Source organism: Streptomyces sp. NPDC091289 (assembly GCF_044757365.1).
Classification (GTDB): Bacteria; Actinomycetota; Actinomycetes; order Streptomycetales; family Streptomycetaceae; genus Streptomyces.
In genome coordinates, this window is record NZ_JBIVUT010000028.1 from 70,707 (window position 1) to 95,886 (window position 25,180).

The 25,180-nt window shown below is 71.4% G+C and carries 23 protein-coding genes, 1 pseudogene and 1 riboswitch; of the genes and pseudogenes, 12 read left to right on the forward strand and 12 right to left on the reverse strand.

Annotated elements, in window-relative coordinates; all coding sequences use genetic code 11:
• Window positions 1-184: 184 nt before the first annotated feature.
• The 5 genes from ACIQPT_RS31490 (at window position 185) to ACIQPT_RS31510 (ending at window position 6,118) form a co-directional block, all read left to right on the forward strand.
• Window positions 185-1,255, forward strand: a complete 1,071-nt coding sequence (locus tag ACIQPT_RS31490) for an endonuclease/exonuclease/phosphatase family protein (RefSeq protein ID WP_401160824.1) — start codon at window positions 185-187, stop codon at window positions 1,253-1,255.
• A 119-nt stretch (window positions 1,256-1,374) separates the two neighbouring features.
• Window positions 1,375-2,898: a hypothetical protein gene (locus ACIQPT_RS31495; RefSeq protein ID WP_401160826.1), complete on the forward strand. Its 1,524-nt coding sequence runs from the start codon at window positions 1,375-1,377 to the stop codon at window positions 2,896-2,898.
• A 70-nt stretch (window positions 2,899-2,968) separates the two neighbouring features.
• A riboswitch (cobalamin riboswitch) is annotated at window positions 2,969-3,086 on the forward strand.
• A gap of 101 nt (window positions 3,087-3,187) precedes the next feature.
• On the forward strand, window positions 3,188-4,297 hold the full coding sequence (locus ACIQPT_RS31500; RefSeq protein WP_401160828.1) for a FecCD family ABC transporter permease: 1,110 nt from the start codon (window positions 3,188-3,190) through the stop codon (window positions 4,295-4,297).
• Window positions 4,297-5,079 carry an ABC transporter ATP-binding protein gene (locus tag ACIQPT_RS31505; protein ID WP_401160830.1) on the forward strand — a complete coding sequence of 261 codons (783 nt, stop codon included), beginning with the start codon at window positions 4,297-4,299 and terminating at the stop codon, window positions 5,077-5,079. Before ACIQPT_RS31500 ends, ACIQPT_RS31505 begins: the two co-directional genes overlap by 1 nt.
• A 16-nt stretch (window positions 5,080-5,095) precedes the next feature.
• Window positions 5,096-6,118, forward strand: a complete 1,023-nt coding sequence (locus ACIQPT_RS31510) for an ABC transporter substrate-binding protein (protein ID WP_401160832.1) — start codon at window positions 5,096-5,098, stop codon at window positions 6,116-6,118.
• 67 nt (window positions 6,119-6,185) lie between these two features.
• Here the strand turns inward: ACIQPT_RS31510 and ACIQPT_RS31515 are convergent, their stop codons facing one another.
• The gene (locus ACIQPT_RS31515; protein WP_401160834.1) at window positions 6,186-7,097 is read right to left on the reverse strand and encodes an NAD-dependent protein deacetylase; all 912 of its coding nucleotides are present in this window, start codon (window positions 7,095-7,097) and stop codon (window positions 6,186-6,188) included.
• 262 nt (window positions 7,098-7,359) lie between these two features.
• Between ACIQPT_RS31515 and ACIQPT_RS31520 the strand changes: the two genes are divergently transcribed.
• Window positions 7,360-7,941 (forward strand): snapalysin family zinc-dependent metalloprotease, encoded by a 582-nt coding sequence (locus ACIQPT_RS31520; protein ID WP_401160835.1) that lies wholly within the window; start codon window positions 7,360-7,362, stop codon window positions 7,939-7,941.
• A 70-nt stretch (window positions 7,942-8,011) separates the two neighbouring features.
• Here the strand turns inward: ACIQPT_RS31520 and ACIQPT_RS31525 are convergent, their stop codons facing one another.
• Window positions 8,012-9,196 carry a GDSL-type esterase/lipase family protein gene (locus ACIQPT_RS31525; RefSeq protein ID WP_401160837.1) on the reverse strand — a complete coding sequence of 395 codons (1,185 nt, stop codon included), beginning with the start codon at window positions 9,194-9,196 and terminating at the stop codon, window positions 8,012-8,014.
• Window positions 9,197-9,236: 40 nt separating this feature from the next.
• Window positions 9,237-9,809: a TetR/AcrR family transcriptional regulator gene (locus ACIQPT_RS31530; RefSeq protein ID WP_401160839.1), complete on the reverse strand. Its 573-nt coding sequence runs from the start codon at window positions 9,807-9,809 to the stop codon at window positions 9,237-9,239.
• 82 nt (window positions 9,810-9,891) lie between these two features.
• Here ACIQPT_RS31530 and ACIQPT_RS31535 point away from each other — a divergent pair, with 82 nt between their 5' ends.
• The 3 genes from ACIQPT_RS31535 (at window position 9,892) to ACIQPT_RS31545 (ending at window position 12,205) form a co-directional block, all read left to right on the forward strand.
• Window positions 9,892-10,386, forward strand: coding sequence for an FBP domain-containing protein (locus tag ACIQPT_RS31535; protein ID WP_401160841.1), 495 nt, complete (start codon window positions 9,892-9,894; stop codon window positions 10,384-10,386).
• A 353-nt stretch (window positions 10,387-10,739) separates the two neighbouring features.
• Window positions 10,740-12,002 (forward strand): cytochrome P450, encoded by a 1,263-nt coding sequence (locus ACIQPT_RS31540; protein WP_401160843.1) that lies wholly within the window; start codon window positions 10,740-10,742, stop codon window positions 12,000-12,002.
• Between the two features lie 5 nt (window positions 12,003-12,007).
• Window positions 12,008-12,205, forward strand: coding sequence for a ferredoxin (locus ACIQPT_RS31545; protein ID WP_401160845.1), 198 nt, complete (start codon window positions 12,008-12,010; stop codon window positions 12,203-12,205).
• A 94-nt stretch (window positions 12,206-12,299) separates the two neighbouring features.
• Here the strand turns inward: ACIQPT_RS31545 and ACIQPT_RS31550 are convergent, their stop codons facing one another.
• From ACIQPT_RS31550 to ACIQPT_RS31575, 6 genes are all read right to left on the reverse strand, one after another.
• Window positions 12,300-13,655: a hypothetical protein gene (locus ACIQPT_RS31550; protein WP_401160847.1), complete on the reverse strand. Its 1,356-nt coding sequence runs from the start codon at window positions 13,653-13,655 to the stop codon at window positions 12,300-12,302.
• Between the two features lie 233 nt (window positions 13,656-13,888).
• Entirely contained in the window at window positions 13,889-14,440 is a 552-nt protein-coding gene (locus ACIQPT_RS31555; protein ID WP_401160849.1) for a tellurite resistance TerB family protein, read from the reverse strand.
• A gap of 118 nt (window positions 14,441-14,558) precedes the next feature.
• Window positions 14,559-15,227: a DedA family protein gene (locus ACIQPT_RS31560; RefSeq protein ID WP_401160851.1), complete on the reverse strand. Its 669-nt coding sequence runs from the start codon at window positions 15,225-15,227 to the stop codon at window positions 14,559-14,561.
• A gap of 332 nt (window positions 15,228-15,559) precedes the next feature.
• A complete protein-coding gene (locus ACIQPT_RS31565) occupies window positions 15,560-15,916 on the reverse strand; it encodes a hypothetical protein (RefSeq protein WP_401160853.1) in 357 nt (118 codons plus the stop codon).
• A gap of 136 nt (window positions 15,917-16,052) precedes the next feature.
• Window positions 16,053-16,676 carry a hypothetical protein gene (locus ACIQPT_RS31570; protein WP_401160855.1) on the reverse strand — a complete coding sequence of 208 codons (624 nt, stop codon included), beginning with the start codon at window positions 16,674-16,676 and terminating at the stop codon, window positions 16,053-16,055.
• A 39-nt stretch (window positions 16,677-16,715) separates the two neighbouring features.
• A complete protein-coding gene (locus ACIQPT_RS31575; protein WP_401160857.1) occupies window positions 16,716-17,261 on the reverse strand; it encodes an MOSC domain-containing protein in 546 nt (181 codons plus the stop codon).
• Between the two features lie 281 nt (window positions 17,262-17,542).
• On the opposite strand from ACIQPT_RS31575, the pseudogene ACIQPT_RS31580 reads away from it, so the two are divergent.
• Window positions 17,543-18,369: pseudogene (locus ACIQPT_RS31580) on the forward strand (class I SAM-dependent methyltransferase).
• Window positions 18,370-18,466: 97 nt separating this feature from the next.
• On the opposite strand, the gene ACIQPT_RS31585 reads toward ACIQPT_RS31580, so the two are convergent.
• From ACIQPT_RS31585 to ACIQPT_RS31595, 3 genes are all read right to left on the reverse strand, one after another.
• Window positions 18,467-19,186, reverse strand: coding sequence for an SMI1/KNR4 family protein (locus ACIQPT_RS31585; RefSeq protein WP_401160859.1), 720 nt, complete (start codon window positions 19,184-19,186; stop codon window positions 18,467-18,469).
• 47 nt (window positions 19,187-19,233) lie between these two features.
• Window positions 19,234-20,052, reverse strand: coding sequence for an APH(3'') family aminoglycoside O-phosphotransferase (locus ACIQPT_RS31590; protein WP_401160861.1), 819 nt, complete (start codon window positions 20,050-20,052; stop codon window positions 19,234-19,236).
• Window positions 20,053-20,190: 138 nt separating this feature from the next.
• Window positions 20,191-22,815, reverse strand: coding sequence for a Helicase associated domain protein (locus tag ACIQPT_RS31595; RefSeq protein ID WP_401160863.1), 2,625 nt, complete (start codon window positions 22,813-22,815; stop codon window positions 20,191-20,193).
• 160 nt (window positions 22,816-22,975) lie between these two features.
• On the opposite strand from ACIQPT_RS31595, the gene ACIQPT_RS31600 reads away from it, so the two are divergent.
• Both ACIQPT_RS31600 and ACIQPT_RS31605 read left to right on the forward strand, forming a co-directional pair.
• Window positions 22,976-24,595, forward strand: a complete 1,620-nt coding sequence (locus tag ACIQPT_RS31600) for a helix-turn-helix domain-containing protein (protein ID WP_401160864.1) — start codon at window positions 22,976-22,978, stop codon at window positions 24,593-24,595.
• The gene (locus ACIQPT_RS31605; protein ID WP_401160866.1) at window positions 24,595-25,170 is read left to right on the forward strand and encodes a transcriptional regulator; all 576 of its coding nucleotides are present in this window, start codon (window positions 24,595-24,597) and stop codon (window positions 25,168-25,170) included. The genes ACIQPT_RS31600 and ACIQPT_RS31605 overlap by 1 nt, the downstream gene beginning before the upstream one ends.
• Window positions 25,171-25,180 lie beyond the last annotated feature (10 nt).

The window sequence follows — 25,180 nt, forward strand, 5'->3', positions numbered from 1 at the left end:
TGGTAGGAGTCGGCGCATATCGTCGGCGTATCGAAAAGCGCATACGCGCCGGCAACTCCACGCTGCCTTGACTGGCAGCATGACTCGACCACCGCCATCGGCGCGCACCACGACCCACCGGATCCGCCGACCCCATGCAGGACCCGAGGATGCGGCCGTGAGCGGCAGTGAGCGAGGAGAGACGATGACGCAGGTGGACACGGCCGGGACCGCACCGGACGTCACAGGACCGGGCGTCACAGGACCGGGCGTCACCGAACAGCGCGAGACCCCGTCCGGCTCCCGGCCCGGGCTCTGGAAGCGCGGCCGGGTCCTCGCGGCGTCGGCACTGCTGCTGGGCCTGATCCTGCTGCTGCACGCGAGCATCCCCAACCGGATCGGGAACCTCGGCAGCCTGGTCGAGACCTTCCTGCCGTGGTTCGGCCTGTTCGTCCCGGTGCTGCTGGCCGGGGCGGTGCTGCGCCGCTCCCCCCTCGCGGTCATCGCTCTGCTCCTGCCGGTCGTGGCGTGGCTGGCCCTCTTCGGTGGCCTGCTCACCGACAGGTCCCGAGCGGGCGGCGACCTCACGGTCGCCTCCCACAACGTCGGCGCGGACAACTCCGATCCGGTCGGCACGGCCCGCGCCCTGGCCGGCTCCGGTGCGGACGTGCTGGCACTGGAGGAGCTGGCCGCGGACGCCCGGGGGACGTACGAGAAGGAACTGGCGAAGGCGTACCCGCACCACACGGTGCGGGGCACGGTCGGGCTGTGGAGCAGGTTCCCGTTGTCGGACACCCGGCCGGTCGACGTGAAGATGGACATCGGGCCGCTCGGGGACGCCAAGCCCGCCGAGGTCAAGATGGTCTACAACCGGGGGCTGCGGACCACGGTGGCCACGGACCATGGACCACTGGCGGTGTACGTGGCACATCTGGGGTCCGTACGCGTCAACCCCAGGGCGGGGCTTTCGACGGGTCAGCGGGACGCCGGCGCGCGGTCGCTGGGCCAGGCCCTCGCCGCCGAACGGAACGAGCGGGTGGTGCTGCTCGGCGACCTGAACGGCACCATGGACGACCGCGCGTACGCCGACATCACCTCGCGGATGGAATCGGCCCAGGAAGCGGCGGGGGACGGCTTCGGCTTCAGCTGGCCGGCCACGTTCCCGGTGGTGCGGATCGACCACATCATGGTCCGGGGCGTGGAGCCGAACAGCTCGTGGGTCCTGCCCGCCACCGGCAGCGACCACCGGCCGGTGGCGGCCCGCATCAGCTGGTGAACGCCGAGGAAGGCCCGGACACGTCCGGAGCCCTCCCCCCCCCCGAGATTCCACGGGCCGTCCGCACCGACGCGAAAATCCACCTGCCCTCCGGCCGACGACCCGGCAGGATGCCCTCCGTGAACCACCTCCTGTGCGGGCTCGCCGCGAACGAGAACCTGCCGCCCCCGCTGGTCGACCGGCTGATCGCCGTCGCCGACGCCGAGGTCGCCGAACACCTCGCCGAACGGGCGGACCTCAGCCACGCCCAGGCCGTCGCCCTGGCCGCGCGCGTCGAGGAGAGCGCGGTACGGCTCGCGTACGAGGGACGGCTGACGGCTGCGGACGTCGACCCCCTGGCCCGGCCCGACGTCGCACTCGCTCTGCTCGACAGGGGCGAAGGCCCCGCCGCGTGGGCGCGCCTCCTCGCAGCCGATCCGGTCGTCGAACACCGGGAGAAGCTGGCCGCCTGCCCGGACCTTCCGCCGGACGTGGTCGACGCCCTGTCGGCGGACACGGAGATACGGGTCGTCGCGGAGGTCGCCCTGTGGGCCCCGGCGGACGTGGCCGCCCGGCTCGCGGCGCATCCGCACGCCGAGGTGCGCCGCGCGGCGGCGGTCAACGAAGCGACACCCCCGTCCGTACTGGAGGCCCTGGTCAGCGGCGAAGGGCTGCCCGCCGCGCGGCACTGCCTGGTCTGCGACCGGGAAACGCTCCCGTTCACCCACGATCCGCGGTGTCCGCGTGACGACTGCGACCTGCGGCCGGGAGCCTCCTGCGACGGCTCCCACGCATCCACCACCCACGACCTGCTGCAGGCGGCGCTCCGCAACCCGGCCACCCCGGCCGGAGCCCTCACCGGCTTCGTCGACCACCCGTCACTGCTGCTGCGCTGGGCACTGGCGGCCCGCCGTGATCTGCCGTCCGCGGTGTACGAACGCCTCGCCTCCGACCCCAACTCCGGGGTCCGCGCCGACCTGGCGGAGAACCCCGCGATCGGCGACGCCCTGATCCGCGCGCTGGCGGACGACGACAGCCACGACGTGCGGCGGGGGCTCGCGCACCACCCGGCCGTACCGCTCGACGTCCTCACCCGCCTGGCCCGCGGTACGAGGATCGGCGCCACCCTGCTGCCGCGGATCGCCTCCGCTTCCCCCGCCGAGGTCGAGGCGCTGGCCGGATCGCCGAACCCGGCCGCGCGGATGCTCGTGGCGCAACGACGCGACCTCCCCGTGGAGATCCGCGACGCCCTGGCCACCGACCCCGACGCCGCAGTGGTCAAGTCCATCGCTCCGCACCCCGGGTTCCAGGAGTCGCGGCTCCGCGCCATGGCCGGCCGGCACGGCGGCCAGGTCATCGCGAGGATCGCCGCCAACCCCGATGCGACGTCGGCGCTGCTGGAGGAGCTGGCCCGCAACGAACCACCCGTGCGGAAGGCGCTCCGGGTCATCGCCCGGCACCGCAACGCCACGGCCCCGGCGCTCCTCGCCTGCCTGGACGACGCCGAGGCACGACCCGTGGCCGCCGGGCATCAGGCGCTTCCGCCGGACGTCATCACGGCTTTGGTGGCGGGTCCCGATGCGCGGTCGGCGGAAGCGGCCGCCGCCAACCCCTCGCTGCCGCACGCGGTGATGACGGAGCTCCTGCCTCCGCCGGCCGCCTGAGACGCCCGCACGGCCCGCCCTCGCTCGCCCCGCGCGGTTCGCCCTCCGCGGGAGCGGGCCGCATCCACGCGCTAAGCTGCGCATTCCCCGCGGGGGAAGTCCGGTCGAAATCCGGCGCTGACCCGCAACGGTAGGCGGAACCATCGGTTCCGTGAGCCCGATCACCCGTGGGGGAGAAGGCTCCTGACCATTCGCCGTGGACTGCGAAAAGGGCGCTGCACGGGGCGGCCGTCGTCCGGGCCGCTCCTCCTCGCGCAGACGTACGGCCCGAGGCGAAAGCGACCGACCCGTGGCCACGTCGCTCGACCGCATACCCTCCAAGCCCTCGCGCCCGGCGCGGGTCGGCACCGGACCGGCGCCACCACGGCGCGTACCCCTGCCGATCCTCCTGACCGGACTCTGCCTGGCCCTTCCCCTCTCGCTCGTCTGCGGGGCGGGCCTCGGGTCCTCGGGGCTCTCCTGGGCCGAAGTGCTGCGCTACCTCTGGGCGGGACTGACCGGCGGAGCCATCGGCCCCGACGAGGTCCCCGCCTACACCATCGTCTGGGAACTGCGCCTGCCGCGCGCCGTGCTGGCCGCCGTCGTGGGAGCCGGTCTCTCCGCCATCGGCGTCGCCGTCCAGGCCATGGTGCGCAACGCGCTCGCCGACCCGTTCGTGCTCGGCATCTCCTCGGGCGCGGCGGTCGGCGCCAACGCCGTACTCATCTTCGGGGCCTTGGGCGCCCTCGGCATCTGGGCCCTGTCCACGGCGGCGTTCCTCTCCGCTCTCCTCGCCATGCTGCTCGTGTACGCGGTCGCCCGCACCGAACGCGGACTGACCCCGCTCCGCCTCGTCCTGACGGGGACCGCGATGTACTACGGCTTCTCGGCCGTCACCACGTTCATGGTGTTCGCCGCCGAGCGCGGGGAAGCGGCCCGCTCCGCGATGATGTGGCTGCTCGGCAGCCTCAGCGGGGCCAACTGGGCCGCCGTGCCGATCGCCGCCGGGGCGGTGCTCGCCGGCCTCGCGCACCTCGGCTGGTCGGCACGGCGCCTGAACGCCCTCGCCATGGGCGACGAGACCGCCGCCGCACTCGGGGTCGATCCCGGGCGACTGCGCAAGGAGCTCTTCCTCGTCTCCGCGGCCGTCACCGGTGCGGTCGTCGCGGTGAGCGGAGCGATCGGCTTCGTCGGCCTGATGGTCCCGCACGCCGCACGGATGGTGATCGGCGCCGACCACCGCCGGCTCCTGGCCGTCGCCCCCCTCGCGGGAGCCGTCCTGCTGATCTGGGTGGACATCCTCTCGCGCGTGGTGCTGGCACCGGCCGAACTGCCGGTGGGCGTCCTCACCGCGGTCATCGGCGTTCCCTGCTTCATCCTCCTCATGCGCCGGCGCGCCTACTCCTTCGGAGGCATCTGATGCGGATCGACGTCGACGCGCTCACCGTCGAGATCGCCGGTGCACGGCTGGTGGACCAGGTCACCCTCGGCGCGGCCGACGGACAGCTCGTCGGCCTGGTCGGCCCCAACGGCAGCGGGAAGTCCACGCTGCTGCGCTGCGTCTACCGGGCCCTGCGCCCCTCGGCCGGCGCCGTCAGGATCGGCGGTGAGGACCTCCACGCCCTGAGCACCCGGGAAGGCGCCCGCCGGCTGGCCGCGCTTCCGCAGGACGCGGTCGCGGAATTCGACTTCACCGTGGCCGAGATCGTCGCCATGGGGCGTCTGCCGCATCAGGGGCCGGTGGCCCGGACGACCGACGAGGACCGCCGGCTCTGCGCCGACGCCCTGGAGGGGGTCGGCGCGGAACACCTCGCCGGACGCGGATTCCTCACCCTCTCCGGCGGCGAGCGGCAGCGCGTCCTGATCGCCCGCGCCCTCGCCCAGCAGCCCCGGGTCCTGGTCCTCGACGAGCCCACCAACCACTTGGACATCGCCCATCAGCTGGAAGTCCTCGCCCTGGTCCGCGGCAGCGGCCTGACCGTGCTCACCGCCCTGCACGACCTGAACCTCGCCGCCCTGCACTGCGACCTCCTCCACGTCATCGACCGCGGCCGGATCGTCGCATCCGGGGCCCCGCACACCGTCCTGACCACCGAATTGCTGGCCGACGTCTTCGGCGTACGGGCACACCGCGTCGCCCACCCCGAGACCGGAGCGCTCCAACTTCTCTTCGACCTTCCCCCCGCCCGCCCCACCTCCTGAGGAGCCATCGACCACCATGCCGAACCCCCTGCGTCCCGCAGCCCTCGTTCTCGTAGCCGCCCTGGCCCTCACCGGCTGCGGAGCGGACGTCACGTCGAAGGCCGATGGGAAGGACGACGCCGCCGGAGCCGACCGGCACTACCCGGTGACCGTCGAGAACTGCGGTGAGAAGAAGAGCTACGCCAAGGCCCCGCAGCGCGTCGTGACCAACGACGTCGGCATCACCGAGATCATGTTCGCCCTCGGACTGGCGGACCACATGGCCGGATACGTGATGCCCGACGACAAGGGCGACATGACGTCCGTCCCCTGGAAGGACGGCTACACGAAGACCAAGTGGCTCTCCAAGGAGCGGATCAACAAGGAACTGGTCCTCGACGCACGCGCCGACCTGGTCTTCGCCGGCTGGAACTACGGCTTCAACGAAGGCGAAGGGTTCACCCCCGCCGAACTGAAGCGCGTGGGCGTCGACTCCTACCTGCTCAGCGAATCGTGCCGCAACGGGCAGGGCAAGGCCCGCGGGGTCATGCCCCCGCTCGAAGCGCTCTACACCGACCTGCGGAACCTCGGGAAGATCTTCGACGTCGAGGACCGGGCGGACACCCTCATCACGGCCTTCGAGAAGGAGGTCGCCGACGCCCGGGCGAAGGCGGCGAAGGGCGGCGACCGCCTCCGCGTCTTCCTGTACGACGACGGGAAGGACAAGCCGCTGACCTCGGGCGCGTACGCCGGACCGCACGACATCATCACCAAGGCCGGCGGCGACCACATCATGAAGGACCTCAAGGACAGTTGGACGACGGTGGGGTGGGAGACCGTGGTCGACCGCGACCCCGAGGTCATCGTCATCAACAACTACGGGGGCACCGGCGCCGACCAGAAGCGGAAGTTCCTGAAGTCCTACAAGCCGCTCGCCGGCGTGTCCGCGATCAAGAACGACCGGATCGTCGTCCTCGACTACGTGGACCTGGTCGAGAGCCCGCGCAACCCCGCCGCCATCAGCTCACTGGCGGAGGACCTGCGGACGTTCGCCCGGTAGCCCCGGCCCGACACGGCGTCGATGGCCGAAAGCTGACGCCCCACCACCTCACCCGGTCCCCACCACCTCACCCGGTCCCGGCCGCCGCCCCGTCGTCGTCGACGGGAACGCCCAGCCGGCCGGCCACGGTGGTGAGGGCCGCTCCCAGCGGAAGGGCGACGCGGGTGAGGGCGTGCCGGTCGCCCCGGGTCGGGTCCCGGTTGACGATCAGCACCGGCGTTCCGGCCCCGGCGGCCTGACGGACGAACCGGAGCCCGGACATCACCGTCAGGGAGGACCCCAGAACCAGCAGCGCGGACGCCTCATGGACCAGTTCGCGGCAGATCTCGACCCGTTGCGGGGGCACGGCCTCGCCGAAGAACACCACATCCGGTTTGAGGATGCCCCCGCAGACGGTGCAGGGCACCACCCGGAAGTCCCCGACCTGCTCGTCCGTGAGGTCGGCGTCCCCGTCCGGGTTGATCGCGGCGGCCACCGGCGCGAAGCCCTCGTTGGCCTCCTCCAGCCGATGGGCGAGTTCGCGCCGGTGGCTGAACGCGCCGCAGGAGAGGCAGACGACCCGGTCCAGGCGCCCGTGGAGATCCACGACTCCCTCGCTGCCGGCGGCCTGGTGCAGACCGTCGACATTCTGGGTGATCACACCCGAGAGCAGACCGTGCCGCCCGAACGCGGCCACGGCCCGGTGCCCGGTGTTGGGCCTGGCCCGGCCGAACGTGCGCCAGCCGAGATGGCTGCGTGCCCAGTACCGCCGACGCGCCGGGGCCTCGGCGGTGAAGTCCTGGTAGGTCATCGGGGTGTGCCGGCTGAGGCTTCCGCCCTCGCCGCGGTAGTCGGGGATGCCCGACTCCGTGGAGATGCCCGCCCCGCTCAGGACCAGGACACCGCCACCGCCCAGAGCCTCGGTGACCGGCTCCAGGTCCGTGGTGGCCGGCGGCGGCTCCTCGGTGGAGGTCCAGCTCAGAGTGGGTCGCATACGCATGCCCCCAGGGTACGGAAGCGGCTCCTGACGCCGATGAGGGCGATGGCGCCGAGCGTCGCCGGCCGGAGACCGCGCAGGGTGCGTTTCCGGCCTATTTCTATTGACAGGGGCATGATCAAGCTGCGGGTGCGGCATAGGTTCTGCGGCCCCGGGAGGACCGGCGACCGGCCACACCCGCTCGGCGGTTCGGTTCGCCGTGACCGTCCTCCCACTCCCTCGGCTCCCCTGCGGAGCCGAGCCCCCCATGAGTGAAGGGACAGCAATGCCGAATTCCAGATGGCTCAAGGCGGCCGGTGTCGCAGCGGCGATCACCCTGGCCACGGCTACGGCGGCGCACGCCGCTCCCGCGCCGGACCCGGCGGCGACGGAGAACGCGTCGGCGGTGGTGACGCTCCGGTACGACGACAGCCGTGCCGGCGGCTGGGAGGCGGCGATCGCGGCCGGGGTCGCCTCGTGGAACGCGAACGTCGACAACGTCGAGCTCGTCGAGGCCGCCCCCGGCACACCGGCCGAGATACAGATCGTGGCCACCAGCGGCTGGCCGCAGGCCACACTCGGACCGGTCCGCCCCGGTGGTCAGGCCAGGGTGGAGCTGGGCAGTCAGGCGGTCACCGAGGGTCACGACAAGACCCGTATCGCCGCCCACGAGCTCGGTCACAGCCTGGGGCTGCCGGACACCAAGCCCGGCCCCTGCGCCCAGCTGATGTCGGGCTCCAGCGCCGGTACGAGCTGCACGAACGCCGTCCCGGACGCGGCCGAGCAGGCCCGTGTCGAATCCGCCTACGCGGGCGGCTTCGCCTCGCGCACCCCGGCCGACGGTCGCGTCCTGGTGGACGCCCCGTAACCGGTCGTCCGAGGACGGGTGAGGCTCCGGCCTCGTTCCGAACCCGGTCCTCGGCCGCCCCCGGGCACCGTCACCGACTCTTCGTACCGAAGGGGCCGCCGTCGCCGAACGCGAGACGGGCGAAGCGTTCGGCGATGAGGCGGTGGGTGGCGGGGTCCGGGTGCAGGTCGTCGGGCAGCGGGAGTTCGGCGTGGTCGCTCCCGCTGTAGAGGGCGAGGCCGTCGAGGTAGTGCAGATGCGGGTCGGCGGCGGCGCGTTGTCCGACGATCCGGGCCAGTTCGTCCCGGATGACGGTGAGGGTGAGCTTCCCGGCGGCGGTCTCGGCCGGGTCGCCGGTGGCTTTGAACCGCAGTCGCCCTTCGCTCATCCCGCTGTAGTCCAGGGCGCAGGGGCCGGGCGTGGTCTCGTGGATGGGGCAGCAGATCGGCGAGACGACCAACAGCGGGGCGGTGGGGTGCCCTTCGCGGACGGTGTCGAGGAAGCCGTGGACGGCCGGGCCGAACGCGCGCAGCCGCATCAGATCGGCGTTGACGATGTTGATGCCGATCTTGACGCTGATCAGGTCGGCGGATGTGTCGCGTATGGCGCGGGCGGTGAAGGGGTCGAGCAGCGCACTGCCGCCGAACCCCAGGTTGATCAGTTCGGCTGCGCCGAGGGCGGCGGCCAGGGCGGGCCAGGTGCCGGTCGGGGTGGTGGCGTTGGACCCGTGGCTGATGGAACTGCCGTGGTGCAGCCAGACCGGACGGCCGCTCGGCCGGGGGCTCAGGACGGGGGCGTCGGTGCGCAGGGCGACCAGGTGCGTGGTCTCGTCGTGGGGCAGCCAGATCTCGACGTCCTTCTCGGCGTCCGGCAGACCGGTGAACCGGAGCGTCTCCACGGGGCCGGGCCGGGACTGTGTGGTCATCGTGGCCGGATCGATGGTGAGCGTATCGCCGTCGGCGGCACTGGCCCGGGCGGCCGGGCGACCGTCCACGAGGAGCTCGTACACCCCGTCGGGGCGCGGCGGCGCGCCGACGTAGACCCGCTTGGTGGCCACCACGTCCAGCTCGACGGCGGTGGCCCGGGTGCGGAACGCCAGCCGGACCCCGGAGGGCTGCGACTCGGCCATGGCCAGTTGACCGTCGGGAATCTGCAGCCGTGCGCGCGCGGGCAACCGGTGCGGCAGCACGCCGCGATCGGTGTGCTCCAGGTCGAGCGCGCCACGCAGGATGCCGGGGGTGATGGGAGTCGTCGTCCAGTCGTGCCGGGTGGTCATGATCTCTGTGCCTTCATCCGTCGGGGGCTGGGAGGTTCGGTCAGGAATGAGCGGGCCAGTTGCGCAGCAGGGCGTCGAGCGCATCGATGATCTCGTTCCAGCTCTCCTCGGAGCCGGGAGAGCTGTGGCGGAAGGCGCCGGCCGTCTCCAGCTCCACGTAACCGTTGAAGACGCTGCCCAGGAGTCGTACCGCGTGTGTCTCCTGGAGCTCGGTCAGGGCGTAGCCGCGCAGGATCGCCCGCGTCATCCGGGAGTGCCGGATGCCCGCGCTCGCCACCGCCGCGTCCGGGTCGAGCCGGAACCGGGCCGCGGTGAAGCGGCCCGGGTACTGGAGGGCGTAGTCGCGGTAGGCGTCGGCGAAGGCGCGGAGCGCGTCCTTGCCGGCCCGGCCGGCGATAGCGGCCGACGCCCGGTCGGCGAGCTCCTCCAGGGCGAGCAGGGCGATCTTCGTCCTGAGGTCGTGGGCGTTCTTGACGTGTGAGTAGAGGCTCGCGGTCCTGATGCCCAGCTTCCGGGCGAGCTCCGAAGGTGTCACATGCTCGAAGCCGATCTCGTCCGCCAGCTCGGCTCCCGCCCGCACCACCCGCTCCACGGCCAGTCCTGCTCTTGCCATGCCGTCCTCCGAACGCTTCTCCGCGGTTACCTAAACAAATATAGATTTGCCTAAGAGTTTTAGGCAAATTAGCGTGGGCCGCATGGAACCGCTGACCGAGCAAGAGATCCGCTCCGCATTCGTGAACTGCACCAAGGGCGAGGCCAAACGCCTGTCCGTCCCGCGCGACCTGGCCGACCGCCCCTGGGGCGACCTGGACTTCCTGGGCTGGCGCGACCCCCAGGCCCCCGGCCGGGGTTACCTGGTGGTCCCGTCCGACCAGGGCCCCGTCGGGATCCAGCTGCGCTCCTCCGACGCCGGCTCCTGGCAGACCCGCCGCAGCATGTGCTCGATGTGCGTGACCACCCACACCGGGGGCGTCTCCCTGCTGGTCGCCCCGAGGTCCGGGAAGGCGGGCCAGCAGGGCAACTCGGTCGGCGCCTACATGTGCAGCGACCTCGCCTGCTCGCTCTACGTACGCGGGAAGAAGGACGCGGGAGTCGGGGCGCGGCTCCGCGAGTCGCTCACCCTGGAGCAGCAGATCCAGCGAACCATGGCGAATCTCGGCGCGTTCATCACCAAGGTGACGGCACGGTGACGGTGTGAGGGTGGGGGAGCGGGATCACCGGCGTCTCGGGCGGGCCGCTGGTGGCGAACACGAAGGCGCGGACATCCCGCCGACCGTGGACGGCATGATTCCGGACGTCGTCCTGAACAGTTCCGGCCGTGGACGGTCCGGTGTTCCGCCCGGTGCCGGCCCGTCGCACCCGCTGGACCTGAGCCGATACGGCAGGGCTCGGGCGGGTGCGAAAGACATCGGCCAGATCGGCCGTCACAAGAACTGGCCGGTCCGCACATCGACCACATAGGTGCCTAGGGCATCCAATTGGGTGTGCGGTGTGGAGCGACCCGCTCCGTACCTATCACCGAGCTCTGCGAGGCGACCGCTCCATGACGCAATCCACGACGGAACCGGCCCGCCAGGACCCTGCCTCCACCTGCCCCGCCACCGAACCGACCACCGAACCGTCCGCCGCGACGCCGTTCCCGCAGGACCGCGACTGCCCCTACCACCCGCCCGCCGGGTACGCGCCGCTGCGCGAGGACCGGCCGCTGAGCCGGGTCACCCTCTACGACGGACGCCCGGTCTGGGCGGTCACCGGGCACGCCCTGGCCCGTCGACTGCTGGCGGACCCACGGCTGTCCACCGACCGCACCGACCCCGCCTTTCCCGTACCGGCCGAGCGGTTCGCCAACGCGCGGCAGCGGCGCGTGGCTCTGCTCGGCGTCGACGATCCCGAGCACAACGCCCAGCGCAGGATGCTCATCCCGAGCTTCTCCGTGAAGCGGATCGCCGCTCTGCGCCCGAGCATCCAGGAGACCGTGGACCGGCAGCTGGACGCGATGGAGCGGAAAGGGCCGCCCGCCGAGCTGGTGGCCGACTTCGCGCTGCCGGTGCCGTCGATGGTGATCTGCGCGCTCCTCGGTGTGCCGTACGCCGACCACGAGTTCTTCGAGGGGTGTTCGCGGCGGCTCCTGCGCGGGCCGGGCGCGGCCGATGTGGACCAGGCCCGGATCGAGCTGGAGGAGTACCTGGGCGCCCTGATCGACCGCAAGCGGGCGGAGCCGGGGGAGGGGCTGCTGGACGAGCTGATCCACCGCGACGGCCCGGACGGGCCCGTCGGCCGCGAGGACCTCGTCTCGTTCGCCATGATCCTGCTCATCGCGGGACACGAGACGACGGCGAACATGATCTCGCTCGGCACGTTCACGCTGTTGGGGCACCCCGGACAACTCGAGGCACTGCGCGCCGGAGAGACGACGACGTCCGTGGTGGTCGAGGAACTCCTGCGCTTCCTGTCCATCGCCGACGGGCTGCAACGGCTGGCGGCCGAGGACATCGAGGTGGCCGGGACGACGATCCGCAAGGGCGAGGGCGTCATGTTCTCGACCTCGCTCATCAACCGCGACACCGAGGTGTTCGCCGATCCGGAGACGCTCGACTGGGACCGGTCGGCCCGCCACCATCTCGCGTTCGGCTTCGGCGTCCACCAGTGCCTGGGCCAGAACCTGGCGCGCACCGAGCTCGATATCGCGCTGCGCACGCTCTTCGAACGGCTGCCGGCCCTCCGGCTCGCCGTGCCCGCGCACGAGATCCAGCACAAACCCGGGGACACGGTCCAGGGCCTGCTGGAACTCCCCGTGGCGTGGTGAGCGGCATGGGCGTCCGGGTCGACAAGGAACGCTGCGTGGGGGCCGGCATGTGCGCGCTGACGGCCCCGGACGTGTTCACGCAGGACGACGACGGGTTCAGCGAGATGCTTCCCGGCCGCCCGGCGGAGACGGGGGACCACCCGCTGGTGCGGGAAGCCGTACGCGCCTGTCCGGTGGGGGCGGTGGCCCTGACCGACGACTGACGGCCCGGGACCGCGGCGGGCCGCCCGGCCGCCACATACACCCGGGGCCTGCCCGGCGGGGCGCAACTGGCTTGCGCCCCGCCGGTTTCCGCGGTTACGCGGCGGGGGTCGGGTTGACCGTCACCCGGCCCTCGTTGTTACCGGGCTCGGGGTCGAACGGGAAGCCCGCGTTCGCGATCACCGGCCGCAGGGTCACGCGGCCCTCGGCGTTGGGGACGACGGTGTCGATGCGCAGGTCGAAGCGGAAGGTGCGAACGGTGTTCTCCAGCACCCAGTACGGCATTTCGCACACGTAACGCGATGCGCCGAGCCGGCCCGACCGGTAGCCGCCGGCCGACGTCCTGGCCTGACACGCGTCGGGGGCGCCGGTGACGGTGACACCCTCGGGAACGGTGAAGTCGACGAGGGCGACCGGGTCGCCGGAACCGAGGTTCCCGACCCAGCCCGGGCCCTTGTTACGGAAGGTGAGTGCGGCCTCGACGGTCTCCCCGACGGCGCCGTTGACCCGGGAGCCGCGCACCGTGAAGTCGGCCGTGTTGACCGCGTCCACGGCGACGATCCCGAAATTGTCGCTCGTGTCGATGTCGGTGGCCCCGCCCGCGGGCTGCACGTCGATGTCGAGGCGCTCCCTGAGCGCGTGGTCCTCGACGGAGATCCGGAACGGCTCCGGCAGCGTGAAGGTGTCACCGGGCAGGAGCACCTGGTCGAAGACGCACTCGGCGCGGGACATGGGCGCGTACGAGCCGCCCGTCCGCGTGTACGCGCACGCGGCGTAGCGCGCGTCGAACCCGAGACCGTGCGACGCGGTCATGTCGAGGGTGAAGCCCTGGGCGGGCTCGTGCCCCTCGTTGGTCACCGAGAGCGGCACCGTGTGGACGGTGCCCGGGGTGGCGCCCTCGACCGGGTCGAGCCCGTTCAGGACGAGGTTCGGGCCGGAGGTGACGGTGAGCGTCGTCTCGAAGGAGTCCAGGGGAGCCTCCAACGTTCCGTCCGGGCCACCGGTGGCGGTCGCGGCGTAGGTGATGCGACCGTGCGCCCCCGCCTCGGCGGTCTCGGCGGCGCGGACCTCGAGCCGCACCTGGGGGCTGTAGTCGTCGCCGATCGCGGGCACGTGGTCGACACTGCACACGGCGGTCGTCCCGGTGGGCGCGCAGTTCTCGGGCCAGGTCACCTCGGCCACCTGCGCGATGCCGGAGACGTCGACGGTGAGACGGCCGTCCGTGACGGTGAAGTTGTCGTTGTCGTGGTAGAGGCCGACCTCGACAGGCGTACCGGTCTCGGCGCCTGTCTGCAGGTTTTTCTCGTACGGCGCGTTGATCCACAGCTGGTCGGACTCCGTGGCGGACTCCCCGGCGGACGCCGGCACGGACAGACCGGCCAGGAGGATTCCTGCGGTCGCGACGGCACTTGCGCCGAAGCGTACGAAAGGGTGGACGGAGACGGGTCTCATGGTTCTCCAGTGACTGGGCACGATGCACTCCTGCCGACGGCTGAGGCGCCCCCGGCAGTGGTTGGACGATCAAGGAAGCCGCAAGGTTGTGCGCGGCAATCCGCCCCTCACCCCTTACGCCGACGACTCGTCAGGCGGCGTGCACACCACCGGTGGGCCGGGGCCCGCACCTCATGCACGGTGCGGGCCCCGCGAACCGGCAGGAGGCGAGCCCAGGGCGTTGCCTGACCGGATCAGAGGCCGAACTCCTGCGGGGACACTCCGAGTGCCACGCAGGCTTCCCGCAGAACCTGGGCCTCTGCCGGGGCGATGTACCCGTCCGCACCGGCGATCACGAAGCCCGTCTGGACGACCGCCTTGGCCTCCACGGGCTTCTTCGCCGCCTTGGCGATCTCCTGCATCGCCTCGGCCTTGCCCTGGGGGAAGTTGGCCATCATCTGGTCGACGTGCTTGTTGAACCTCTGCCTCAACTGCTCGGGCGGGAAGTTCTGCAGGACGTCGTTCTGAACGATCAGCGACTCCACGTGATGCCGCTCGGCCGGGTCGACGGACCCGTCGGCGGCGGCGACCAGAGCGCACATCGCCATGCTCGCGTCCCGATAGGCCCCGCTCTTGAGTTCCGCCTTGAGCGAGCTGAGTTGGGACTTGAGCAGCCCGACCAGCTTCTCCTTCGAACCCCCGGAAGCTCCCGTACCCGCCTGCCGTTGACCGGCGGGGCCCCTCGCGCCCTGCGACTGCTGCTGCAGCCCCTTGGCCTGGTCCTTGATGCGGTCCCACATGGCCATGTGTGCCACCTTGTCCATCGGATCGATTTCCCGCGCCCTGCGCGCGGCCTGTCGCAGCGACTCTTCGTGGACCGTTTCCGGCGGCCCTCGAAGAGTGACGGGCGGGCCGCCCCCGGCGTCATCCGTCCGTGCGGACACGGTCCTGCTGCCGATCGGCTCGACGGGCACGCACCCTGCGAACGACCGCTACCGCCAGCGCCGCGACCACCAGCACCAGGACGGCCTTCGAGAGGACGCCGACGTAACTCTCCACGAGGTCCCACTGGTCACCCAGCAGATATCCGGCCATGACGAGGATGAAGTTCCATATGAAGCTGCCCAGGGCGGTGAGCAGCACGAAGGTCGGCAGGGGCATCCGCTCGAGGCCTGCCGGGATGCTGATCAGGCTGCGAAAGATCGGAATCATCCGGCCGAAGAAGATGGCCTTCATGCCGTGCTTGACGAACCATTGCTCGGTCTTCTTCAGATCCGACACCTTCACCAGGGGGATCCGCTCCCACAGCGCGTACATGCGGTCCCGGCCGAAGAGAGCGCCGATCTGGTAAAGAGCGACAGCCCCCACCACCGACCCCAGCGTGGTCCAGAACAGGGCGGAGAACAGGCTGATCACTCCCTGTCCTGCGGCAAAGCCCGTGAGCGGCAGGATGACTTCGCTCGGCAACGGAGGGAAGAGATTCTCCAGGGCGATCGCCAGCCCGGCCCCGGGGCCGCCCATGGTGTCGACGAGGCTGGTGGCCCACCCCGCGATGCCGCCGGCCGGCTCCGAGGCGAGGGGAAATTGATGCATGCGCGTTTGCTCCAGGACTGAGTCGGGGTGTTGAGGAGGGGGGACTGACCGCATTGCCGCATGGCCGGATATCCGGACGGGCCGAGCGTTCCGCAACTCAGCGGCAGCTACAGCGGCGCGCGGAGAAGCACGGAAGTACGGAAGCGCGGAATTACGGAAGCGCGGAATTACGGAAGCGCGCGATCCCGAACGGATCTCATTCCGGGAATGCGAGAAGTGCGATGCGGCGCGCACGTTCTATGAAATGCCGAGGAACGAACCGTCGAATGTGTCAGGCGATTCGGGGCCCGGAGGGCTGCCGCAGGAGGTGACAGAGGTGTCGGATTCTTCGCTCAGCAGCGAAGGATCCGGGCGCGGTCGGGGCCGCGCGATCCGGGGTGCGAAGAATGCTGTCGGGTCACGTCCGCCGCGCAGTCGTGAAGATCCGCCGAGGAGAAGGGAATGGCGGCCTGAACGGTGGGCGATGCCGTCGTGCTCCCCGCCTTGTGGCGCTGCTGGAGGGTGACGTCACCGTCCACGCCCTCCAACGGAGTGTTCAGCCCTGATCCATCGAATACGGACACGGCCTGAGAGCGATCTGCCGTGGCGACGGTTCCCGGAGTCGGATCGGGGGCGCCGAGGGCGAACGCGGAAACGATCAGGAGCGCGGCGATACCGGCGTAGAAGGCCAGCATCTCCTTGCAGCGCATTCCTACGCTCCCTGTCCCGGTGGATTCCGCTCGACGAACGAAGTGCCAAAGCAACGCGGCGAATTGTCGCCGCAGGGCTGCACTCTAACAGCCCGAGATGAAGCGAACCCGAGGCCCTGGAAGCAGCCGACGGCGGCTAGAAACCGCTCAGCGGCGAGTCCCATGTGGAGTCGTGCCGCGGTCTGCCCATCAGGTGGGAGAGCAGGTACTCCGCCGTGCTCGGGGCGGTGTCCTGTGGGGCACCCGCCGCGGTCAGAGCGGCACCGAGCTGTGCCGGCGCCGTCCCCGGCACGGCCAGTTCGTCGAGAAGGGGAAGGAGGAGCAGGAGGCGGGCGGCGGAGTCCAGGACACCGTCGGCCGCGGGGGCGGGACTGTCGGCGAAGCGGACCAGCTCGTGCCAGGTCAGCCCGGTCCCCGAGAACCCTCCGTCCCCGCCGGTGATCCGCTCTGCGCAGCTCCGGCCCGGACGGGTGAGGAGGTAGTCGATGCCGTGATCACCCTCCAGATTGCGGTAGATCACCGCGACACCAGCGCCGTCCGCAGCGGGTACCCGGAACACCGGCCAGCGCTCGGGATCGAAGAGAATGTCGGTGACGGCATCCGTATCGGCGCCGTCATCGCCGAACCACTCCGGAACGGGACGCTCAACGCCTGTTCCGGCACCGCCCATCGTCATGAGGTAGCTCGACCAGAAGCCCGGTCGCGTCAGCAGTGGCTCCCCGGCAACCAGCGGGCCCTCGTCGTATCCCTTGATCAGCACTCCACAAGCCTGTCACCGACCACTGACACGGCCCGATTCTCAGACGCGCTCCAGAGGCGAGTGGGGGAGGGGCGGCAGCTCGATCTCGACGGGGTCGCCGGCGCGGACCGTTCCTCCGCTGCGGACCACCGCCATGACGCCCGACTTGAAGGTGAACTCGCCCGACCCGGGATCCAGGGCGAAGACCTCGCCGAGCAGCCCCGTGCGGAAGTCATTGATCTTCGCGCACGGGTTGCGCAGCCCCGTCACCTCCAGCACCGCCTCCTCGCCGAGGCGCAGCAGCGCCCCGGTGGGCAGGCCGAGGAGGTCCACTCCTCCGGTGGTGATGTTCTCGCCGAGCCGGCCGGCCGATACGTCGAAACCCTTGAGCGCGAGCTCGTCGAAGAGCTCCTCGTGCATCAGGTGGACCTGGCGCAGATTGGGCAGATCCGGTTCGTACGTCATACGGAACTGATGGCGAATCGTCTTCCCCGCATGCACATCCCCTTCCACGCCGAGCCCGGCGAGCAGGGTGATGAAGGGGCGGTTGGGCTTGCTGAACGCGTACTGCTCGCTGCGGCTCACCGCGGTGACCTGACCGCCCATCGGGTCCTCCATCCGTCGTCGTCCGGGGCGCCCGATCGTACGAAGGGCTCCTCAGGGTCCGGCTACCGGGGGTGCCCGGCAGCGGGCCGCGGCGAGCCTCGGCCGCTCCGACGACCTCCGGTGCAGGATGGCCGGGGGCGGCCCCGGGCCGCCCCGTGCTGTCCTGTCGCGAGGAGAGGCCCGGCCATGAAACAGCTCGACGAACCGCAGATCCCCCTGGCCGGCAGCCGAGGACCACGACCGGACAGGGACGCCCGGTTCGGCGCCGTAACGGTGGCGGCGTGAACGCGCCTCCGCCCGAAGACGCGTCGGGCGGCGGCCGTTACGGCGAGTCCTTCTTCCGCCCCGACCGGGCGGGGGAGGCAGAGCGCATCGACTTCGGTGCTCTCGCCTACGACGACGTGACCATGGCCGCCTGCTGGCGCTCGGAGCCGGGCCGGGATGGCACTGCCTCGACATCGGCGCCGGGACGGGCACGGTCGCGCACCGGCTGCTGGACGAGGCCGGGGTGCGGAGCGTGCTCGCCGTGGACCGCGACGTGCGCTTCCTGAACGCACGCCCCGCGCCCGGCCTCGAGGTGCTGGAGGCCGACATCACCGCCCCCTGCTTCGCCCCCGGCCGCTTCCAGCTCGTTCACGCGCGCTTCGTACTGATGCACCTGCCGGAGCGGGACCGTCTGATCGGCAAGCTGGCCGAACTCCTCACGCCCGGCGGTGTCCTGGTGCTCAGCGACGCGGTCGACCTGACGAGCGACCGCACGCCCACCACCCCGTACTCCACGGCGATGCGGGCGATGTGGCAAGGGCTTCGGGCCACCATCGGGACCGATGTCTCCTGGGTCCCGTCGTACCCGCACCTCCTGCGCGAGGCGGGACTGGAGCCCGTCGCCGCCGAGATGCACGTACCGCCGCTGCTGCCCGGCAGCGCCATCAGCCGCTTCTGGGCCGACACCTGGCGGCGCGGCAGGGAGGCGATGCTCTCCACCGGCCTGGTCGACGACGCGGCGGTCGACGCGGCGATCCGGTACCTGGAAAGCACCGCGTGCGCCGCGCTGTCGGCCGGCATGCTCACGGCCTGGGGGCGCAAGCCCGCGGGATCCGCACGCTGACGGGCACGGGGCTGCTGATGTTACGTGAAACCGGGCGACAGGAGCAGTGGGCGAGATCCGTGCAACCGGGCGACAGGAACGGCGGGCGCGGCCGTCGTCAGCCGTTGAGCCAGTCGCCCGGAATCAGCTCGCGGACGCGGTCGAGGTCCGCTGCCGTTCGGCCCCGGGCCAGGACGGCAGCGCCGTCGTCCTCGCGCAGGAGAACGTCCTGGCCCAGGAACCACCGCGACCCGTGTTCCTGCCCGGCGGGATATACGGGGAACGGCAGCCGGACGGCGTTCTTCTCCAGGATCCCGATGGTGTCGTCATCCGCGTCGAGGTAATCGCACCGCTCCTCATCCGCCTGCAGAGACTCCGACAGGATGATCTCGACGAAACAGAGGGACGTGCGTTCCAGCCAGTTCTCCCACCGCTCGGCGCTCTTGTCGGCCAGATCGGGCCGCACGCACACCGCGGGATCGTCGTCCCGGAGGCTTCCCAGGAGGATGCCCCAGGACGCGGCCCCCTGATTCTCGTGCCGGAAGACCAGAGCTTCCCCCGCGTCATCCACGTACAGGGCGGCCGGACCCAGCAACTCATCGTGATTACTGGTCAGATCCTGGCGGCGACCGAACAGCAGATACGCCTCGCGCAGGGCTGCCGGCAGCCGGACACCGAGCCGCTCCTCCGCCTCCGCCAGATCAGCGTCCGCCCACCCGTCACCGTCCTTGAGACCGTCGGCCCAATGAGCGGCAAAGCCCTGGACGAAGCTCCACGCACCACGGCGGCCATCGACGCCCCTGGCGAGAGACGCGGCAAGATCGAACCCTTGTGTCATGCCAGGACGCTATCCGATCCGGCCGAGCTGATCCGCCGGACATCTCTCTAGCCCCAGGTGAGCGGGTCGAGATGGAGGTAGAAGCGCAGGCGGTCATGGTCCAGGGCGATGCCGTACCGCTCGGCGAACGCCATGTCCGCGGCCCGTGCCCGCCCCTCGTCCACCCATGTCTCCCGCGCCTGCGCGAGCAGCAGCGCCAGGTCGGCGTGACGGTCGGCCGCCCCGAGACGGCCCAGGTCGATGAAGCCCGACACCCGCGAGGTCCCCGGATCGAGGATGATGTTGGGCAGACACAGATCTCCGTGGCAGACGACCGTGTCGGCGACCGCCTGATCCCGTCGCCGAGGGATCTCCCCGCCGAGGCGGGTCAACAGCTCGGCCGGGGGCACGTGTTGCTGCTCCAGGGGGAGGAACTCCGGATTCACGGCGTCACGGGCCACAACGTCGCGCGCGACGGCGACCACGTCGTCGAGCCCCCGGTGGAACGGACACGAGGACACCGGCACCTCGTGCAGTCGACGTACCGCGTCCGCGATGTGCCCCCAGGATGCTCGAAGGTCCTCGGCGCGCACCTGATCCGCGGATACACCGGAGACGGCACGGGTGACCAGGCAGGAGCCCGCATCACCGGCGTACCAGTCGAGGACCCGGGGGCCCGGTACGCCCTGGCCGCTCAGCCAGGCGATCCGATCGCGCTCGGCCGCCAGATCGGCCACGTCCGCAGCGGGTACGCACTTGGCATACCGGGTGGCGTCCGCGCTGCGAAAGACGAACGCTCCCGATTCGCCCGCGGTGACCGGCAGCCAGTCGCCCTCCATGCCGAGCAGCGCCGGCGACACGGTCCGGGGAGCGGAGCGATCACTCATGGCGGCCATTCTAGCCAGCCGTCGGCCCGGCAGTCCGAGCGCCGAGCAAGGGGCACCTGCACGGTCAGTGCCGGTGCCGGTGCCGGTGTCAGCGCGGTGCCGGTGCCGGTGTGCGGCGAGGTGCTGACGTTTCCGAAGTCACGTCCATTCCACACCGAGCTCCGTGAGCGCGGCGCGCTGTTCCTCGGCCAGCTTGTCGCGGCGGCTCCTGGTGTTGGAGATCCACACCCCGAGCTTCACCCTCACCGGCCCGGGCTCGCCCTCCACCGTGATCTCCTCCGTGTGGGCGCGGGGAACCCGGTGGTGGCCTTCGCGGGCGGCGTACTGAGCGAGGGCCCGTACGCCGCGCTCGAAGGACCCCGTCTTCCTGACCGTTGGCCGCTCCGGTTCGAACAGGGGGTGCAGGCCGAGCCGTTCCAGGCGTTCGCGCTGCTCGGGCATCAGGCCCCGCCACACGGCCGGATCACGCTGCCGGCGGACCCACGTCCCGACGTCGAGTCCGTGGACGGTGACGCCGGGCAGGATTTCGGCGGGGCCGTGCTCCTCGGCGAGCAGCACGCGGACGGCGGCGTAGTGCCGCTGCCAGTCGACGGGCCACCGCGGATTCCAGTCCGGGTCGATCGCCGCCAGGGCTTCGCGACGCTGTTCCGCGCGCTCCGCGTTCCTGCCGAGGCCGCCGGGCTTGCGGAGGTTGGCGAGCCACTGGCCGACGGCCACACCGTCCGTCACGGCGTCCTTCGGCGCGGCGAGCGTGGCGTGCTTCGCGTGGTAGGCGCGGGCGGACGCGAGCTTCTGCCGGAAGGCGGCATCCGCGACGGACCAGATCATGCCGAGTTCGTCGAGAAGCCCGGCCCGCCACGGCTTCAGGGTCCCGAGGCGGAACGCCCTTCGCTGCTCGCTGACCCAGGACCCGAGCGGAAGGGTGCCCCCGTCGCCGTCGAGGGGGACGACGGTGCCCATGGGAACGCGGGCGTCCCCGTGCTCCTGCGCCCAGGTGTACAGGGCGTTGTAGCCGGTGAGCCAGACCTCGGAGTCCGGTTGCAGGACGCGGGTACGCAGGAACGCGGCGATGACGCCGGGGTCATGGGGCACGGAGAACCGGAGCAGGGGCACCTCCGCTTCGCTGCCTGCGCCACTGCCTGTGCCTGCGCCTGTGCCCGCGGCCGTATCGCTGTGCGCGTCTGCGTCCGCGTCGCCGCCCGGGGCCGCTGACACCGCGTCCTCGCCGGTGTCGTCCTCCTGGACCGGGTCGAGGCCGACCACGGAAAGGGCCCGCCCCCGGGCGGTCATGCGTTCGACGAGCCGTTCGTCGTGTGCCCGGAGCCCCTGCAGCACGGCGACCAGAGGGCGGTAGCTCGCCGAGGCCATCATGTGGTCCGGGTCTTCACCGGGGCGGAGGAACACCGGGATGATCAGCCGGGACACCTTCCCCTCGCCGGGTTCCTGGCGCAGGCCCCGGCCGGCGATCTGCACGATCTCGACGGGGGAGCTGCGGGTGTCGGCGAAGACGACTCCGGCCACCCCGCGCTTGCCCCGGATATCGACCCCCTCACCGAGGACCCGACAACTGCACAGGAAACTCAGGTCCGTCACCCAGCCATCCGCGTCCAGCCCGTCCGCGAACCGGCTGAGTACGGCCCGGCGGTGCGCGGCCGGGTGCTCACCGCACAGCCAGTCCGCCCCGATCCGCCGCGGATACGCGACCGGGTCCACCGCATGGAGTTCGGCAGCGGTCTCCGGGAGGCCGCGGGCGAACGCCATGGCGTCCAAGGTGCGGGAGTGGAACGTCATGAACGACCGCATCCCGGTGGTGTCCGCATGCTTCAACAGCGCCGCCTGCAGCGCGGCGAGCCGCCGCCCCCGCCGTTCCTCCGGGGACGCGTCCGGTCCGGGCGGTGCGGGGTCGCGGATTTCCAGCACGTCGATCTCGAACCGTGCCAGGACCCCGCGCTCGACGCTCTCCATCAGCCCGAACTCGAACAGCACCGGCCCGTAGAGCTCTTCGTCGTCCATCGACGCCACCAGCCCCCCGCCCGGCCCGTCCGCCCCGGTGCCGCCGCCCGGCGCCGCCTCCCACAGGCGCGGGGTGGCCGTCATGTAGAGCCGCCGCTCGGCGGGGATCCGCCTCTGGTCGTGGACGGCCGCCCACGCCTTCCCGAGAGCGCCGGAGGTCCGGTGGGCCTCGTCGATGACGAGCAGGTCGAAGGGGGCCATGCGTTGTCCGTACGAGCCGAGCAGGGCCCGCTCCAGCACCCCCGGGGCCGCAGCGCCCTCTCCGGCGCCCCGGCCGTCCTCGTCACCCTGATCGTCCTCCAGGCCCTGGGGCGACAGGCTCGCGTACGTCGCGAACACCAGCATCGGACCGCTGCCGGCCCACAGCGCCAACTGCGTGGGGTTCGTCGTGCACCGGACGCCGAGGGCGTCGAGCAGCGGGTCCGAACCGAGACCGCACACCGCCACCGCCGGGCCGTCGTGCCCCACCGCGCGCCAGGCCTCGACCGTCTGCGTCAACAGCTCCAAGGTCGGCACCAGGACACCGATCAGGCCGCCGCGCGGAACCATCCGCAGCGAAGCCACGGCCGCCATGATCGTCTTGCCCGAGCCGGTCGCCATCCGGACCTGACCGCGCCGACCTCGATCTGGCACCGACCCGTCGGCGGGGAATGAGGGGAGGGAAAGGCCCTCGACGACGGCGTCGACGGCCTCCGCCTGATGCGGGCGAAGGCTGATTCCTTGGACATTCACCACTCTTGTACTCCCCATACCCGATGGAATCGACGGATTCGACGAGCCCGGACGTCAGACAATAGCGACACTCCGTGCTCCGGCCGTGTCTGCCCGCCCGGGGCGATCGCATCAGAGCGACGTCCAACACCCGTCCAATGTACGCGCAGGACATGTCCAATTGTTGTACGGTGAGGCGGTGAGTGAGAACAGTGTCGAAGCGCTCCTCGAAGAGGCCCGCCTGACGGCCGCTCTTCCGCCGCCGGCCGAGCGGCAGCGGCTGCGTGAAGCGGCCGGACTGTCCCGTGCCCAGGTCGCGTCGGCGGTCGGTGTCGGACGTTCCACCGTCGCCAACTGGGAGACCGGGGTCTCCGACCCGCAGCCCCCCGCACGCCTGCCCTACCTGCGGCTGCTGAAGGGCCTCGTCGAGATTTACCCGACAGCCCCCACGCCCGCCCCCGCTGCCACGACGGCACCCCCGCCCGCCGCTGTCGCGGACCCCGAACCGGCGGTGCCCGCACCCGTGTTCACCGGTCACGACACGCTGCGCGGCCCGGACGGGCTCGCCGTCGAGGGCGACCCGGGCCCCTGCGTCCGCTGCGGCGTCACCACCACATTCCGGTCCACCGACGGCCATCCGCTGCACGCCGGGGCCTTCTGCGTGCCCGCCGCGCCCCCGAACGCCGCCCCGCCCGCAACCGCCCCTGCCACAACCGTCCCCGTCCCGGCCGCCGGCCCGCTCGTACCAGGACTCCCGAACGTCCCCGCCCCGGCAGCCGCCTCACCCACCCCGGCACCGGTCCCGACCCGGCCGCAGCGCCGGGCCCGGTCGGCCGCCCGCGCCCAGGCCGAGACGACCTCGCAGATCAGCCGCGCTGTCCAGGAAGAAGCCGAACGCTCCGGCGGCGACGAGGAAACCGCGCTCAAGGCTCTGATCAAGCGGGCGATCCCGGACGTGATGCACCTGTTCAACGAGACCCGGGCCACCGCCCGTTACGACTACACGGCCTACCCCGCCCTGCCCGACATCCTGAAGAAGCCCTCGAAGAAGGACCCGGACCAGATCTGGGAAGCCCGCCCCCGCTTCCACCACCCGGGCTACTCCCTCAAGGCCCCCGGCGACACCAGGGTCACCGCCCTCGACGTCAACGCCGCCTACCTGTCCGCGCTGAAGTGCTGGCTCCCCATCGGGAAGCTCGAACACACCACCGGCGCCGACGGTGTCGGCCCCAAACGCGCCGGCGTCCACCTGATCACGCCCGCCCCCTGGCCCCACCCGCACCTGCCGGACCCGATCGGCGACCGCGACGAACCCGGCGCCCTCTGGGTCACCGACGCCACCCTGCGCCTGCTGCAACGCCTCTCCGGCCCCAAGCACGGACTCACCGAGGCGCCCGTCATCCACGAGTCGTGGACGTCCGGTGCCACGGAGAACTTCCTCGACGCCCTGCGCAAGACCCTCGGGGCCGCCCGCGAGGAGGCCATCGCCGAGGACGATCTCCTGACGCTGGAGTACGTCAAGGCGATGTACAGCAAGTTCATCTCGACGATGGGGGAGTCGATCCACAACCGGGAGATGGTCCGGCCGGACTGGATGCACATCATCCACAGCCAGGCCTACGCCAACCTCTGGGGCAAGGCCCACAAAGCGCACCTGGCGGGCCTCGACGTCGTCGCGATGACGGGCACCGACGAGCTCCACGTAACCGGCGACTGGCGCCAGGTCTTCCCCGAGGGCCGGGGCGTGTCCCAGATGAAGATCAAGCACGGCGAGGGCAAGGCGTCCGGTGAGTACACGATCGGCACGGTGACCCGCTGATGGCAGGCCGCTGGATGAACCTCGGCCAGTACAACGCCAACGGCGTCCCCGGCGCCGACGCCCTCGGCATCGCGATCGAGAACATGGTCACCGGCATCGCCTCGTCCGTCGACACCGAACGCGGCCTCGCCGCCCGCCTGCGCTACCTCACCACCACCGACGCCGGCTACGAGGCCATGGACCGCGCCGGCGTCCACGTCTCCCCCCGCACCCTCATCGCCTGGCTCGCCGAGGAACGCACCCCCAACCGCGCCAACCGCACCCGCCTGGACGCCGCCTACTGGGACCTGCGCCGCCGCAACGTGGCCACCGACCTCAAGCACCGGCTCAACAACAACGGTCGCGGCACCCGCGTCGAGATCAACCCCGTCGACCAGACCGCGGTGGAGCGCAAGTACCGACGCGATCTGGTCAGCCGCAGCATCAACGTCCGCGGCGTCTGGGACCGGGCAGTCGACGCCTGGCTCGACGACGACGCCCAGGAGCTCGACGCCATCTGGGACCGGATCATCGAGGACCTGGGCTCCGACTACGACGGCTACAGCAACGTCTCCTCCATCGGCTGGGCCGCCTGACCCCGGCTCA